This is a genomic window from Arthrobacter sp. GW822-FHT05G07 (assembly GCF_058799755.1).
Genome location: NZ_JBXALT010000019.1, coordinates 19,716 through 34,313 on the forward strand (window position 1 = coordinate 19,716; position 14,598 = coordinate 34,313).

Below are 14,598 nucleotides of genomic sequence, written 5' to 3' on the forward strand. Positions count from 1 at the left end.
GGCGGCTGATCCTGCCGGAAATTTCGAGGATCAACGGTTGGATCAGGGCTTGGGACTCGTCCCGCGATGGGTGCGCGAACGCTTCCTTCCGGCGCCCCGGTAGGTGGCGGTGAGGGGCAGACGGGAGGAATTAGTGGTCATCGGTCTGTCCTTCGGGTTGTTCAGGGTCCGTGGTCCTTTCGCGACGTGCTCCCGGTACGCCAAGGGGAGTTCCGGGCGGGTTCGTCCCGCTGCAGATCATCCGCGCCGCAGGCACACCGTCCGCCACCGGAATGGGCCTGCGGCGCGGACGATCTACGGCTCTGCAAGCCCGGGCGCACCTCCCGGTCAACACGGCCAAATACGAAACGGCAACTTCCAAGGCCACGTTCTCCGCGCCCCGGTGGCCCGGTCTTCGGTCTAAACAACACCGACCGCCAGTGCCTCTGCCGGGCCTCCAGCCCAACCATGCTTAACTGCGAAGGGCCCCATTTCGGGTCGTGGAATGCGTCCAACAGGGGATGGCTTCGGATAGCTCGTCGGGGTTGCGTTGGCTTAGCTTGGCGGGGACCGCGTCGCGATTGCGGTCCACGATTCCATGATGGGCTGGTGCATGGGAGTGGCGGCCACTTGGAAAAGCGGCCGCCACATCCGCAGCGACTGTTCGAGTGCACTGGCGAGGGCCCGCGGTCACCGTGCAGACCGCGGGCCCCATTTATCCGTGCCTCAATACGGGGCTGTCACTAGGAACAAAACCACCGATCCACGGCCGAGATTGGTTACTGGTGTGCTGGTTCGACTTCTCGGGCAAGGTCTTCCGCATCGTTCCTCTGCGGCGCAACTGCTACACAAATGAAGTTGAGTGCGCACATCGCAAGCAGCAACAAGATAACCGGCCAGATACTCCCGGTTGCCTGGAGCAGCATCGCCGAGACGAGAGGTGAAAGTCCACCGAAGATTGCACCAGCCGTTTGATAGGAAAGCGAAACACTCGTGTAGCGCGCAGTTGGCGGAAACATTTGGGCCAGCATGGTGGCTGCGGGCCCGTAAATACTGGATATCGCGACACGCATGAGTATAAACACGGCAAAGATCGCGGTTTCATTTCCCCAGTCGAAGACGAGAAACTGCGGTACCGCCAAGATCGCCATGCCGATAACCCCAAATTTTACAACCCGGATTCTTCCAAATCGGTCTCCGAAATGTGCGGCGATGAAGGTGAACGCAAGTTCAACAAGGGAGGCGGCAGACAGTGCGCTCAGGATCAATGTCTCTGAGGCACCGATCTCCGGTCCTGTGGCATATGCCGTAACGAAGGTAGTTACAAGGTATTAGCCACCGATAACCGCCGGCAGAGTTCCAATCCCCAGGAGGATCGTGCGCCAGTTCTTGCCGACCGCTTCCCGGAGTGGCGATTTTTGCTGGCCGGTGGCATTGCTCCGTTCTGCTTTCTCGTAGACCGGGGATTCCTGGACACCAATGCGAATAAGAATTCCGACCAGAATTAGCAGGGCGGAAGCGAGGAATGGCAGGCGCCACCCCCACTCGAGCAGGAACTCTTTGCCGTTCAACGTCAGAATGCTGAATGCCCCGGTGGCGAGCAGGGCGCCTGCAGGGTTGCCTGCTTGGACGATGCCTCCGTAGAAGGTTTTCTTTTCTTCCGGAGCGTGCTCGACTGCCATCAGTACTGCCCCACCCCATTCGCCTCCTACAGCCAATCCCTGGATGAAGCGCAGGATGACAAGCAGTACAGGGGCCAACGAACCTACCTGAGCATAAGTAGGCAGGAAACCGATCAGAAGGGTGGCGATGCCCATCATCGTCAGGGTGATTACGAGGGTGTTCTTCCGGCCAAAGCGATCTCCAATGTGGCCGAAAACGATTCCCCCCAAGGGCCGCGCGAAAAACCCAACAGCCAAGGTGGCAAAAGAAGCTACGATGCCGGTCAGCCTATCCCCTGTATCGGGGAAAAAGACCGTCCCGAACACGAGGGCTGCCGCAGTGGAATATACGTAAAAGTCATACCATTCTACGGTGGTACCTATAAATGAGCCTAAGGCGGCCCGACGAGCGCCAGACCCCTTCTTCTGAGGTGGTATCAACGAAACTTCTCCCTTGAAGTAAATGTGCGGTTAATCTGACAATGATCGAAGGCAGGTTGTGGCAGCGATATTTTCCACAGGTTTCCGGGCCCCTTATTACTGGCTGCGGTACCACTGGCACGCAAGTCCTGATGCTTGAAACGGGGCCTTAGTGCGCGAGGCCCTAGGCCAACCTGGCTAGGTTGGCCTAGGGGAATTCCCCAGAATCAGTGCCGACTCAGGACTGTGGAAAGCGAGTCGCGAATAGTGCTCACAATGAGCCTGAGCTCGTCCTGCGTCACGATAAACGGAGGTGAGATCATGAGGATGTCATTCGGAAGGTTCCTCAGGTGGACACCGCGGCGTTCCATCTCCGCCACCACTTCTACGCCGGAGATACCGGGTGCAAGATCAACGCCGCCCATCAGGCCAACGTAGCGAACGTCCTGGACGCCCGGGGTGCCGCGGAGCGACTCCAACTCCTGGGCCAGGATGGGTTCGAGCGAACGGACCCGTCCGAGAAGATCCTCCCGTTCAAGGATTTCAAGGTTCTTGAGCGCAACGGCCGCAGCCGTGGCGTGGCCGGAATAGGTGAGCCCCTGATGCAGAATCGGAGCGTCCTGACCCTCGAAGAACTGCTTCCAAATCTTCGGGGCGACGAGCACGCCGCCCAGCGGCATGTAACCGGACGTGATGCCCTTGGCAAAGGTGATCATGTCGGGCTGAATATCGAATCGCTCGGATGCGAACCATGTACCGAGACGCCCGAATCCGGTAATCACTTCATCGGCCACAACCAAGAAGTCATACTCCGCCGCGAGTTCCTTGATCCTTTTAAAGTAGCCGGCTGGTGGAGGCACAAGACCGCCTGTGCCCATTACTGGCTCTGCGATGAAAGCGGCAATGCGTTCGCCGCCGAAATCCCGGATGGTTTTCTCAACCAGGTCGATGTCGAAGGGATCAACGAGGAGTGTGTCTGGGATGAGCGGACCGGGTCCATGGCCAACCCTATTGAATTCGAGGCCCGCGACGCTGGTCCCAAAGGCATGAAGACCGTGATAGCTGTTGTGCCGGCTGACGATAGTCAACTTTTCAAACTTCTCTTGCAACTGCCAGTGCCGCCGGGCCAGTTTCAATGCCATGTCGACGGAATCGGACCCACCACTCGTGAGGATGACCTTCGGGTCGACGATAGGCGCAAGAGCTGCGATCTTTTCTGCCAGTTCAACTGCGCGGTCGTTGAGGTAACGGCCGAATACGTGCCAGGTTTCCAACTTTTTCATCTGCGCCGCTGCCACCTCGGCGATTTCCTCACGGCCGTGGCCCACGTTGGCATACCAAAGCCCGCCAGCCCCATCGAGGTAACGTTCGCCTTTGTCAGTCGTGATATAAGCCCCATGGGCCTCGACAATCACCGTTGGTTCGTTGGCGAGCACGGTTGGCATGTGAGCTTGGGCGCTCCACAGAGCCTGCTGTCTTGACATTTCTTCTCCTATAGATATTGGCGTGCAGCTCAGCGCGGCTGGCACTAGCTTCCCCACGAGCAGGCATAGAACGCGACTGCGTTGTAGAACGGCCCATGTCCGCTGCGCATGTGCTGCCCCCCACACCAGCTTCCTCTGTGCATCGATGACAAACAAATACCAAACCTGAAACAATTAATGTGGAACCAATCATAAATGGCCAGATCGCAGCGTTCCCGCCGCCCGCCGCCCTCATTGATGATTTGTTTGACATCAGTCAAGGACCCTTTGGTATTGGACTGAGCCGTAATCTAGGTGGAAGAGTAGCGCCTGAAGACTCGTCAATCTTTCACGGTGAGGTGAGCGATACACGCCATGAGACACCGAACCCGTCGTTGTCTTCCAACCACTTTCCACTCTCAGAAAGCATCGGCATGATCATCTCCGTTCCCAAAGAAATTAAAAACAATGAGTTCCGCGTGGCCATCACTGCTGCTGGCGTGCACGAGCTGAAGGCCAACGGCCACGAGATCCTCGTCCAGACCGGCGCGGGTGAAGGCTCCGGCATTCTGGATCAGGAGTATGTGCTCGCCGGCGCTGAGATTGTCCAGGACATCGACGCGCTCTGGGGCCGCGCAGACATGGTCCTCAAGGTCAAGGAGCCTGTAGCGGCGGAGTACCGTCATTTTCGCCAGGGTCTCACACTTTTCACGTACCTCCACCTGGCTGCTGAGCCTGATCTGACCGAAGCCCTCCTTTCATCCGGCGTCACGGCCGTCGCCTACGAAACCGTTCAAACCGGACGGTTCCTGCCCCTGCTTGCGCCTATGAGCGAGGTGGCAGGCAGGCTCGCCGTCCAGGTGGGCGCGAACTCACTCATGGCACCTGCAGGAGGCAAAGGTGTTCTGCTCGGCGGCGTACCGGGCGTGCGGCCGGCGAAGGTGACCGTCCTCGGTGCAGGTGTCGCAGGCACCAACGCCGCCGCCATGGCGCTGGGCCTGGGCGCGAACGTCACCATCCTGGACATCAATGTCAGTCGGTTGCGGGAACTGGATGCCCAGTACGGGGGCCGTCTCCAGACAGTGGCTTCCAACGGCTATGAAATCGAACGCTCAGTAGTCGAATCCGACCTGGTGATTGGCTCTGTGCTCATTCCGGGGGCAAAAGCCCCCAAGCTTGTCAGTAACGAACTGGTCTCCCGAATGAAACCGGGAAGTGTGCTGGTTGACATCGCAGTCGATCAGGGAGGCTGCTTCGAAGACAGCCGTCCCACCACGCATGAGTCCCCTACTTTCCAGGTGCACAACTGCGTTTTCTACTGTGTGGCCAACATGCCGGGGGCGGTTCCAAACACCTCCACCTATGCCCTCACCAACGTCACCCTCCCCTACGCTGTCGCTTTGGCGAACAAGGGTGTCAAGACCGCGCTGGCGCAGGATCCGGTCCTTGCGGCAGGCCTCAATGTGGCCGCAGGCAGGGTCGCCCACAAGTCCGTCAGCGACGCCCACGGGCTCGAGCTTGCCTCCTGGCAGGACCTGGTATCCGTGTAATCCATGTCCTGTGACTTGCCTCGGGGTGAATCCCTCCGGGGCCGGGCACGGGTCCATCAGGTAGAGGTGAGGGCATAAGTGGCATTTCACTTGCAGCGCGCGTGGCATCCCCTCGTTGGTCAACGAGTGGTAATCCGGCTTCACGGCGAAGTCGTACGGCACGGAACTGTCGACGCCGTTACGGGGGACGACCGGGTGCTGTGGCTCGATTCAGAGGGGGCCGAACCACGGCGGCTCTTTGAGAGGTCGGAGGGTTTTGACGTAGGGCCGGACGACGCCGTCACCCAGGGGGCTTCAGGACCCCACCGGCTGTGACTCTCTCATGAAGCCCATGTCTCCCAGCGGCAATGAATTGGTCAAAACTATTTCCGCGGGAATCGGAAGGCAGAACCGGCTCGTAGCGGAAATACCTACAGGCGAACCGCCTGGGGTACTAGTTACCTGGTACTGTCCTCGGTCATACAAGGTCGAAATAAGCGCCCGTATTCCCCCTGGGCTGATCTACGAATGTCTGGCCGACGACCACGTGCGGTTGCTCGACGGAACTGCTCTGCAGCAAGCAGGCAAATAGTTTCGATCCGCAAGGTTGAGACGAGTTATCTCATCCACTTCTACTCGTCCCACTCTAACGCCGATAACGGATCTTATGTAAGCTATTTTAGTTGAAGCTTCAACTCAATCCTTCTTTTATCTTGTCCGGTGTCCTGTCTCTGTCTCAGTCAACTTGGCAACCCCACGTGAGCGTTGCCAACTTCACTGAGACCGGACATTCGCCTCCGACCTGTTCCGGAGAACGCTCCCGCAATGGAAGGTCCTTCCTAGCGAGGCTTTCGGTGTCATCCCATACGTTCGATGTGCAGTACGGTCTTTGCAGCCAAGCGATGTTTGACTGTTGACAACGACAAGGGATCCTCATCATTCGATACAAAAATGAAGAATCCGCCGCTCTGATGATAGTCATCAGCCTCAATGGTTTCAGGGAGCCGTTCGCGGAGCGCATTTGAAGCATATGTGATCTGGAATGTTGGCATGTGCTTTCCTAAAGAGTCGATGCAGATTTCTTATTTTCGACACGGGCGTCGACGAAAAGAGGCTTGATTGTTACCCCTTTCGCGGCAGACAAGGCAGTACAGGTATCCGTTACTCGCTTGAGTCGCTCAGGTCTAAAGTCGCCGTCAGTGAATCCGACCGCAAGGTAAATGCCAAAAGAAATACCCTCAGTCTGCAGATACTGTGGCAACTGCTTTTCAGCGCCAGAAAAGAACTTTGTACTCCCTATGTACTTGACTTCAAGCAGGGCGCGCCGAGTCCACCCCTTCGAAAATTTGAAGTCCACAGGGCCCCTGCCCATGTCCACTTCACGACTCAAGTCCACACCCGCTGCCTGACATTCTGATCGCCACATCATGCCGGCCACCGCCTGGCAGATCTTCTCAGGACGATGCGCTCTGTAGTCGTCATTCCAAAGAAGACGCCATCCATCACTTTCTTCGACAGCATACTGGAAGGTAGCAGCCAATGTCTTCACCCATGCCTGAAAACCGATGTCGTCGCAAGGCAGGCCTGCCTTCAACGCAGATACATCTGCGAGAGCGGCCAGCTTTTGCCCGGACTCGTACCAGTAGACCAGGCCCTGGGGATCCCTCTCGACGTCGTAGGGCGCGTGGGCTCGGGAAGCTTCTTTCTGCAAGTAGCTGATGGCAATATCTGGCCGTGTATTCGCCACCTTCCTCGCGGCTTCGACCTTCTGCGATTTCGTCAAGCTCACGGAAAGATCAAAGTTCAAATCGTCTCTAAGCGCAGCAAACTCAGCATGCTCTGCCCAGTCCCAGAAGCCGTCTGGTGTTACTCGAGGTATGTCTTTTAAAAAGCGCCGAGGAGTAAGGATGACTCCCCCCGCACCACTGGCCACTGGCAGGTCGACTTTAAGATCGGACCAACTCCCTCTCTTCAGATCCGAGGCGGCATGAACCACCTCAACTTTGGACATTGGGATGTCATGCCTTGCGGCAACTTCTTGTGTATAGGCAATAAATTTCGCCTTGAGGATGTTGCAGAGTACATCGCTGGTACGGTCTCGCCCGAAGCCCTCGCAGAAGAGAGCAAAACCCGCAATCGAGGAAAGGTCCTTCACAGCCTCCTTGCCAACCAAGCCAAGCGTCGTAGCGATCCTTCTCGCAAACATTTTCCCGGTTCCCGAGCCGGCCGGACTTGCCATCGCCAAGCCGAGAGCAAACTCCTTAGGCTCTGGAAAATGGAGCAGACGTTCTGCTTTCCTCCACGCGGGCGTATCTTCTTGGCCGCCGGACTTGAGAACAAGGTCAGCAGCGAGTTCGAAGAAGGAAACGACGTGATCATACGATTCGGACCAAAATGGATCAGGATCATCAAAGATGAGATAGGGGTCTACGTATAGAGGACTGTCCTGCGTCGGTATGGTGTCGAACCAATCGTCTTTGCTCGTTAGAGCGAGATCAAACTCTTTCGAAAACCGCATTTCACCTCTATATGTTGTTAGACGAGTTCCTTTAGTGACGTTGTATCGTCCTGAGGTCCAACTCAACCTCTTGACCACGGACTTTAACGACGACCTTCGCTTCGTCGGCACCAGCGGCAGTTAGATACTCAAGCAGCGTGGATAGAAGCATGTCATGCTGACGCTCGGTCTTGGAGATGACACTTTGATTCACACCTAGGCGCTCTGCCAGATCCGTCTGGGTCAAATCCCCAGCTTTACGAATCATCGCTAGATTCATCGCATGGACGCGCTCAGCGCGCACAGATTCTTCTTGGATTCGCGCTACGCGTTCCGCAGCACCTGGACGCTTAAGCATCCGGTCAAGCCTGTCGTTGCCTTCCTTAAAGCCCCTAATCGCCATCAGGATCAACTCATTCTTTTACTAGATTTACATTTCTTAGATTGTATTCTTAGATTAATTTATATTTGAATTACTTGAGGTTTATTAAATTTAGTCTTCTTGTCCAGCTACCCACAGATCAACTATCTGATCAGCACGCGACCCCACGCTGTCGTAGAAAATGTCCCCGATATTGGCCTTATCCCCGGAGAACAGAGCCACAACCGCCGTCGCCTGCCCCGGCGGGAACCAGCAAATAACACGAACTGCAATGCCGGCATGAAAGGGGTGAGCGACCCTCCACACCTGATGACGGCCTGATTGCCGCACTTCTTTCAGGCGCAGGGAGTCCTCCGTGGGCGGCTCAGGCAGCCCTCGCAAATAGTCCATCGCCGCAATGGTGTAATCCAAGACAAGCTCGGCCCGCTCGTCTCCTGCGTCAGCCTTCTCTTCCAACCGATCGAGTTGCTCATCGAAACTGTCCGGCCAGAAGAGAATCATGTACTAATTATGGCATGCAGGTCATATTCACTGCAAGCCATAATTACCCCTCCGGAAGCGCGTCGGTCTCCCTGCCATGCTGAAGTTCTCTTCGACGCACCTCGTCAGCGTTAGGATCCTGAAACGCGCAAAGGCGTCAGCTGGCCGCCGAGGCGCCGAGAGTCGCAGCTACTTCTACTCCGGTACTTTGGGTGCCGATAGCCGTCGTTATGTAAGCTAATTTAGTTGAAGGTTCAACTAAACCATTTGCTGTGTCCACCCGCCTCTCCCTGGTCCACAGGAGTAAAGCGTTGCATCGGCGGTCAGGATAGCATCTGCTGCATGGACAAGGAACGCGAGCTGATCATTGCCGGACTGGACGCCGACGCCGATCGCCTGCAGGGCCTGAGCCTGGAAGACCTCGGCTACATTCCGGATCGCCGGAATCTGTCGGACGAGGACCTGGCCGGATTGGATTCCGAAACGCTGGACTGGATGGCCCGTATTCCGGCAGAGGACCGCCGGCGGAGTCTGGGCCGCGCCCGCCTGCTGGCCGGTGCCATCTGGCATGCCTCCGTGATTCTCATCGATGAGCTGTTTCAGGACATCCACACGCTGCAGGAAAAAGAGTCGATCACGCGCGAAGACATCACCGGGACCTGGGTTCTCTCGGGCCTGCCGCCGCAGTACGCGGAAAAGTACAACGGACTCTTTGCCCGGCGTTTCCTGGTCGTAGCCGCTGACATGACCATGAAACTGGCCGCCGGCTGGACGCCGCCGAGCTGCGTGGCCCAGGAGCTGGCCGTACGGTGCCTCCTGGACCAGGTCGAGATCACCGCAGACACCCACGACCTGGACCTTGACCCGGGCTGGCGGGGCATCCTCACCGACAGGATGCTCGAAGACACCGACAGCGACATGCTGTACGACAGATCGCTCGACGGTTTCCAGCACGATGAACGATTGAACCAGCAGCTCCGGCTCGCCCCCATGGCACTGGAGCACTGGTTCGAACCTTTCAACGATGAAAGGCACGTTGCCCCTTACGCCCGCTGATCCGCTCCCCCGGTCGGGATGCCTGGCCTGCGGGCTGTGTCACGCCGTGGAGGCTGCTATTGGTTCCGGGATGGGGAGGGGCTGCGCGTTAGCCTTCACACTCGCTGCAGTACGAGTGGCCGTTCTTTTCGCGCGCGAGCTGGGACCGGTGCCGGACCAGGAAACAGGAGTAACAGGTGAACTCGTCCTCGGCCTGGGGAATCACCTGAACGATCAGTTCCTCGGCGACAAACTCCCCGCCGGGGGGTCATGGCGTCATCCAGGGCGTCGGATTCGTCGAGGTCGCGGACGACGCTGCGGGCATCCGGGGCGTTGGCGGATTGCAGCGCCTCCAGGGAGCGGTCCTGGGATTCCTTGACGTCGGAACGTACTTCGTCGTAATCGGCTGCCACTGCGGTGATTCTCTTTTCTGGTGTTCTTCTCTGACGGAACTGCAACGCACACCATGGCCCCGGTATTCCCCGAGGGGAACCGGCCGGCCGCGCCCGGAGCCCGGCAATTTGTCCTGCCCCCTTGACCGGGGATGCGGACGGACAACGTGCCAAAGCGCCGTCCCCGAAGTACCCATTGCCGCCGCGGTCGTCAGTCTTCCGTGTCCTCGGTCCAGTCCAGGGCCGCGGTGAGCCGGCCGGCGTCGGGCAGTTCATTGCGGACCTCCGCCGGCAGGGCGTCGTAGGTATAGGATGCCACGGCCATGGGCGAGGTGGCCCGTCCCAGGCTGTAGCGGACGGTGTGCTCGTTCTTGCTGCCGCAGATCAGGATGCCGACAGTGTCGGCGTGGGCTTCGCGGCGGAGCCTGTCATCGACCAGGGCAATGTAGAAGTTCAGCTTCCCGGCGTATTCGGGCTGGAACTTGCCGGTCTTCAGCTCGATGACGTAGTAGCGGAGCTGCTCGACGTGGAAAAAGAGCAGGTCGAGGTAGAAGTCGTCGCCTCCGACGTCGAAGTGGACCTGCCGGCCGACGAACGCGAAACCCGGCCCCATTTCCCGCAGGGTGTCGGTGATGCGGTCCATGAGGGCCTGCTCAAGGTCACGTTCGGCGACCTCGCGGGACAGGCCCAGGAATTCGAAGTTGTAGGGGTCTTTGGCGACCTGCTGGGCCAGCTCGGAATCCTGCGCAGCAAGCTGCTGCGCAAAGTTCGATGGCGCGGCCCCGGTGCGTTCCAGGGTCTTGTTCATGATCATGTTCAGCAGCACGTTCCGGGACCAGCCGTACTCCACCGCTGCGGCGGCGTAGGAGTGGGTGGCGGCGGGACCGAGTTTTTTGTCCAGGAGGACCATGATGTGGCCCCAGGGCAATGGCGCAGCAGGCTGCTGCGCAATTGGTCCCTCGGCCCAAGTTCCGGCGAATGTCGTCATGTACTGGATGTTGCGGGCTGAGAGCCCCTTCATATCCGGAAACTCCTTACGAAGGTCCTCGGAGAGACGTCTGATGACCTGGCTCCCCCACCCCTGCTGCTCCTGCTGTACACGCACTGCCTGCCCGATGGACCAGTACAGCTCGATCAGCTGGGTGTTGACGGTCCGCAGTGCCTTGGTGCGTGTGGCCCGGACCCGGTCCTGGAGATCGCCGAGGAGGTCGGAGTAGCCGGTGGGGAGGGCGAGGTCGCGGGCGTCTGTCATGGGTTCGATCCTATCGATCAGACTCAGGCTCGCACGGCAGCTGCTGTGAAGCGGCAGCCCTAGCGGCTGGGACCGCTTTTTGATTTCTGCGCCCCCAGTGTGGCGCCGGAGCTGGTCTTCCGCGCCTTCGCTGGGCCTTTGCCGGGGGCGAGTGCTGCGCTGGGGTGCGTTCCTTCACCCCTGGCGGCTGCGAGCCTGCCCTTCACCTGTTCCTCGCTTGCGGTGCCGGCCAGGGACGCTGCGAAAGCTTGGTGATGGCCGGCGGAGCCATACTCCGCTGCGGCGGCGGTCTCGGCCTTTTCCCTTTGGTCGTTGGCCCGTGCGCTGTCGCCGCCGGTGACACGGTTTTCGAGCTCGCGCCCCATGCCTTCGATGCGGGCAAAGAGTTCGGCTTCGGTGCGGGCATAGCGTTGCTCCAGCGGCTGCTCCTGGGTGCCTGTAAAGCCGCCCTCCGCCAGGAGCTTCGCTTCATGCCAGTCCTTGGCGGCATCCACGAAGGCGGCGTCCTTGAAGTGGTCTTCGCCGGCCCCATTGAAATTCGCTGTGGTTTCTTCCCGCAGCTGGTCGATGGTGGGACCGTTTACACCGTCTTTGCCGATCAGGTACAGGCGTTCCTTCACGGCGGCATCGGCCGCTTCGATGGCTACCGGGGTCCTGGCATCCTGTGCTGCCTGCAACGTCTGGACCATGACCGGGTTGCTCAGATACTCGAAGGGAACGTCGTGCCGTGCGATTTCCGGCGCCAACTTCTCTGCCTTCATCCGGAGTTCTTCGACCTGGGCGGCCGCGATGAGAGCCATGCCCTTCCGGTGTTCGGCGGCCGCGGCGCGTCGGGCCTGCTCTGCGCTGATCGTTTCGATGCCCGATTCAAGGTATGCGGCGTCCGCGCCGACGTCGTGGGTGTCGATGCCGTACCGGGCAAGGACTTCCTGCCGGATTTTTTCCGAGGCTGCCAGGGCGGCCGGGTCGTGGTCCTTCCAGCTTGTCGCTACGGCGTGTGCCGTGGCGATGTCGTTGGGCTGTGCCTTGTCCCACCACTGATCCTTCTCCACCGGTGCCAGCGCCGCGTGGGCCGCGCTGCGTTCAGCGGCGAGGCGTGCCTGCGCTTCGTGCGCCACCTGGGCGTCCTGGTGTTCCTGCTGCCGCTGAGCTTCCTGCCGGCGTCGGGCCAAGGTCTCCGCAACACGTGAGGCGACCAGCAGCGACTGCCGCAGTCCGCCGTCCAGGACGTCATCCATTCCATCTGATTCACTCATGCTGTTCCCCTTGCAGTTGGTGGTGGTCTTTATCGATCGAGGCCCGGCCCTGAGTCGCGTCGGCCGGGCTGGTAGGTCCTGGCCGGCGTTGCCGGCGTGAGCGTCGTCGGCACCGCGGATCCCGGACGGATCGGCACCATGCCGCGCCGGGCAATGTCGATCGCCCGGGGCGGCGCTGCGGCCTCTGCAGAGGGCTGCTGTGCAGCCCCTACTGGTACAGCCTTCGGCATGGTTCCGGTGAACGGGGCCAGCTGGTTCTCCACCACTGAGCGGATGCGCTGCGCTTCGCGCGTCCGGCCGGACTGGGCGTGCATTTCATACACCGCAAAGGCGGTGTTGATCAGCTGCACCATGAGTGCAGTCTGTGCTGCAGTCTTACTCTTGCTCGACGCGGCCATGAACAACATCGCCGTCCCCGCAATGGACGGCAGCGCGACGGGTTTGCCGTGCTGCCGGGGAGCCCGCAGCTGGGCGGTGCGGGACAGTTCAGCGGCGGTGGCGGCCAGCGGCCCGGGCGTTGGCTCCAGCCGGTAAGACCAGGCCGCGAATGCCCCCGATACTTCCCGCGCTGCTTTCGCCCAGGTCGCGTGATCATCCCGCGGAATCGTGCGGAGCTGGTCCGCCAGTGCCGTGGCGTTCCGGGTGTACTGCACCCATGCTTCCGCCGGTGGCGTTGCGTTCTCGGGGCCGGTCCTGGAGACCGTGCGTTTGTTGCGGGCAGCGGCGTTCCATTCCGCCGCGGCCTCCGTTGCCAGATGCGGGGAGTCCGGCCATTCCTCGCGCAGGGCACCGAGCTTCAGGTCTGATGCGAGGGTGCCGCCGCCGAACCAGATCGGCCGCTCACCCTGTTTGGGGCGTTCGGCGACGGAGTACCCGACGATGACGTCCGTGGTGTTCTTCGCGTAGCGGGGCCGGACCAACAATCCGGTGTCACGGGCGCGGCGGACGAACTCCGCCTCGGTCGCCGAGGAGCTGGCGCTGGCGCGGACTTTCCGCGCCAGGGATGACCGGTGCATTTCGCGGTCATCACGGACCGCGGTGGCCTTCTCGGCCCGGTCATAACCACGGGTCGCGTGCACGGAGGAGAGCTCTTCGAGGCCGTACTTCGTTTCCAGTTCCCGGCAGGTCTGCTGCGCCCTTTTGTAGTCACCATGGGTGGAGGCCTTGGTCCCGTCCTCACGGACCAGGGACACGGCAAGGTGAACGTGGTGGTTGCCGTTCTCACTCGTGCCGTGGTTGACCGCAACCCACCGGCACTGCGCTTTCCCGCCGGCCCCGGTGAAGCCCATGGCGTCCACGAAGTCATTGGCGATATCGCCCCACTGCTGGTCCGTCAGGGCACCCTCCTCGGCGCGCAGGCTCAACGAGCAGTGCCACACATCGGCGGCCTTGTACCCGTTCGGTACGCGTTCCTTTCTGACGGGGTCCCAGCGGAAATCCTTCTGCAAGACCTCAACGCCGAAGGCCTTGCGGGGCTGGTCCAAGTGCCTCGCAATCGCGACCGCGTCGTCGCGGTCCAGGACCCCGTCGTCGTACCAGGCCATGATCGCCGCGTCCCCTGCCACCAGGTGCGGGTCGGTGTGGGAGTTCTTCGTCTTATCCGCATCGGTGGAGGCCAGGTACACCAGGAGACCTGACATCCGGGACCCGCGGGTAATGTTCGGCATCATGTCCTACATCAGCCCCTCAATCGTCCGGTCAATCCGCATCGCCACTTCGCGCACATACCCGAGAACTGCGCGTGCGTCCTGCGGGAATTCATCCCCCGCGTTGGCGTGCCGGGCGATCTGGTTCACGTTGTTCGACACTCGCGCCAACAACGTATGGATAGACATCAGTTCAGCCATCACGGCCTTACGCTCCGTCGGCGTCTCCGACCCCTCCGATAAAGCTGCGGTGATAAGCAGGTTCGGGACCGTGACCTTCTCCCGGACAGCACGGGCAACCAGGGCGGCTTCTTCCTCGACGGTGACCCACAAGTCACGGCGCTTCTTGGACCCGGCAGGCTTGTTCTCCCGGCGTCGCTTGGAAATCCGGGAACGCGGCGCACTCTCCTCAGACACGCACTCCCCCATCCCTTAACAGCCCAGCGCAGCGACCCCGAAACCCGGGGACCACACAAGCCAGTGTGCCAAGCAAACAACCACCGGGCCGTGAGCGACACGCCATTTACACCCGTGTAAACGTATAGCTTGCTCCGGACGGGTCGTGGTTTCTGCTTTGCCGCTCCTGTGCGCGGGGTGGGCATGAAA

Annotated in this window: 12 protein-coding genes and 2 pseudogenes; 2 read left to right on the forward strand and 12 right to left on the reverse strand. The window is 60.2% G+C overall.

Annotated features, from left to right (window positions below; all coding sequences use genetic code 11):
* Window positions 1-758: 758 nt before the first annotated feature.
* The 3 genes and pseudogenes from AC1RJY_RS23680 to AC1RJY_RS23690 form a co-directional block, all read right to left on the reverse strand.
* Window positions 759-1,271, reverse strand: a pseudogene (locus tag AC1RJY_RS23680) (MFS transporter); the annotation flags it as partial.
* A gap of 39 nt (window positions 1,272-1,310) precedes the next feature.
* Complete coding sequence (locus AC1RJY_RS23685; RefSeq protein ID WP_263661286.1) at window positions 1,311-2,081, reverse strand: MFS transporter; 771 nt, start codon at window positions 2,079-2,081, stop codon at window positions 1,311-1,313.
* A 206-nt stretch (window positions 2,082-2,287) separates the two neighbouring features.
* Window positions 2,288-3,544 carry an aminotransferase family protein gene (locus tag AC1RJY_RS23690; protein ID WP_253033902.1) on the reverse strand — a complete coding sequence of 419 codons (1,257 nt, stop codon included), beginning with the start codon at window positions 3,542-3,544 and terminating at the stop codon, window positions 2,288-2,290.
* 413 nt (window positions 3,545-3,957) lie between these two features.
* Between AC1RJY_RS23690 and ald the strand changes: the two genes are divergently transcribed.
* The gene (ald, locus tag AC1RJY_RS23695) at window positions 3,958-5,073 is read left to right on the forward strand and encodes an alanine dehydrogenase (RefSeq protein ID WP_253033914.1); all 1,116 of its coding nucleotides are present in this window, start codon (window positions 3,958-3,960) and stop codon (window positions 5,071-5,073) included.
* An 836-nt stretch (window positions 5,074-5,909) separates the two neighbouring features.
* Here the strand turns inward: ald and AC1RJY_RS23700 are convergent.
* The 4 genes from AC1RJY_RS23700 to AC1RJY_RS23715 form a co-directional block, all read right to left on the reverse strand.
* Window positions 5,910-6,104, reverse strand: a complete 195-nt coding sequence (locus AC1RJY_RS23700; RefSeq protein ID WP_253033901.1) for a hypothetical protein — start codon at window positions 6,102-6,104, stop codon at window positions 5,910-5,912.
* An 8-nt stretch (window positions 6,105-6,112) separates the two neighbouring features.
* Window positions 6,113-7,570 carry a DUF8370 family protein gene (locus AC1RJY_RS23705; protein ID WP_253033900.1) on the reverse strand — a complete coding sequence of 486 codons (1,458 nt, stop codon included), beginning with the start codon at window positions 7,568-7,570 and terminating at the stop codon, window positions 6,113-6,115.
* A 31-nt stretch (window positions 7,571-7,601) separates the two neighbouring features.
* The gene (locus tag AC1RJY_RS23710) at window positions 7,602-7,952 is read right to left on the reverse strand and encodes a helix-turn-helix domain-containing protein (protein WP_253033913.1); all 351 of its coding nucleotides are present in this window, start codon (window positions 7,950-7,952) and stop codon (window positions 7,602-7,604) included.
* Window positions 7,953-8,042: 90 nt separating this feature from the next.
* The gene (locus AC1RJY_RS23715; RefSeq protein ID WP_253033899.1) at window positions 8,043-8,432 is read right to left on the reverse strand and encodes a hypothetical protein; all 390 of its coding nucleotides are present in this window, start codon (window positions 8,430-8,432) and stop codon (window positions 8,043-8,045) included.
* A gap of 321 nt (window positions 8,433-8,753) precedes the next feature.
* On the opposite strand from AC1RJY_RS23715, the gene AC1RJY_RS23720 reads away from it, so the two are divergent.
* Window positions 8,754-9,467, forward strand: coding sequence for a hypothetical protein (locus AC1RJY_RS23720; protein WP_253033898.1), 714 nt, complete (start codon window positions 8,754-8,756; stop codon window positions 9,465-9,467).
* 88 nt (window positions 9,468-9,555) lie between these two features.
* Here the strand turns inward: AC1RJY_RS23720 and AC1RJY_RS23725 are convergent.
* The 5 genes and pseudogenes from AC1RJY_RS23725 to AC1RJY_RS23745 form a co-directional block, all read right to left on the reverse strand.
* Window positions 9,556-9,859, reverse strand: a pseudogene (locus tag AC1RJY_RS23725) (DUF4193 domain-containing protein).
* 190 nt (window positions 9,860-10,049) lie between these two features.
* Window positions 10,050-11,090 carry a PDDEXK nuclease domain-containing protein gene (locus AC1RJY_RS23730; protein WP_253033897.1) on the reverse strand — a complete coding sequence of 347 codons (1,041 nt, stop codon included), beginning with the start codon at window positions 11,088-11,090 and terminating at the stop codon, window positions 10,050-10,052.
* 59 nt (window positions 11,091-11,149) lie between these two features.
* Entirely contained in the window at window positions 11,150-12,346 is a 1,197-nt protein-coding gene (locus AC1RJY_RS23735; protein WP_253033896.1) for a hypothetical protein, read from the reverse strand.
* Window positions 12,347-12,375: 29 nt separating this feature from the next.
* Window positions 12,376-14,016, reverse strand: a complete 1,641-nt coding sequence (locus AC1RJY_RS23740; RefSeq protein ID WP_253033895.1) for a relaxase/mobilization nuclease domain-containing protein — start codon at window positions 14,014-14,016, stop codon at window positions 12,376-12,378.
* Window positions 14,017-14,019: 3 nt separating this feature from the next.
* Window positions 14,020-14,409: a MobC family plasmid mobilization relaxosome protein gene (locus AC1RJY_RS23745; protein ID WP_253033894.1), complete on the reverse strand. Its 390-nt coding sequence runs from the start codon at window positions 14,407-14,409 to the stop codon at window positions 14,020-14,022.
* Between the last annotated feature and the right edge of the window lie 189 nt (window positions 14,410-14,598).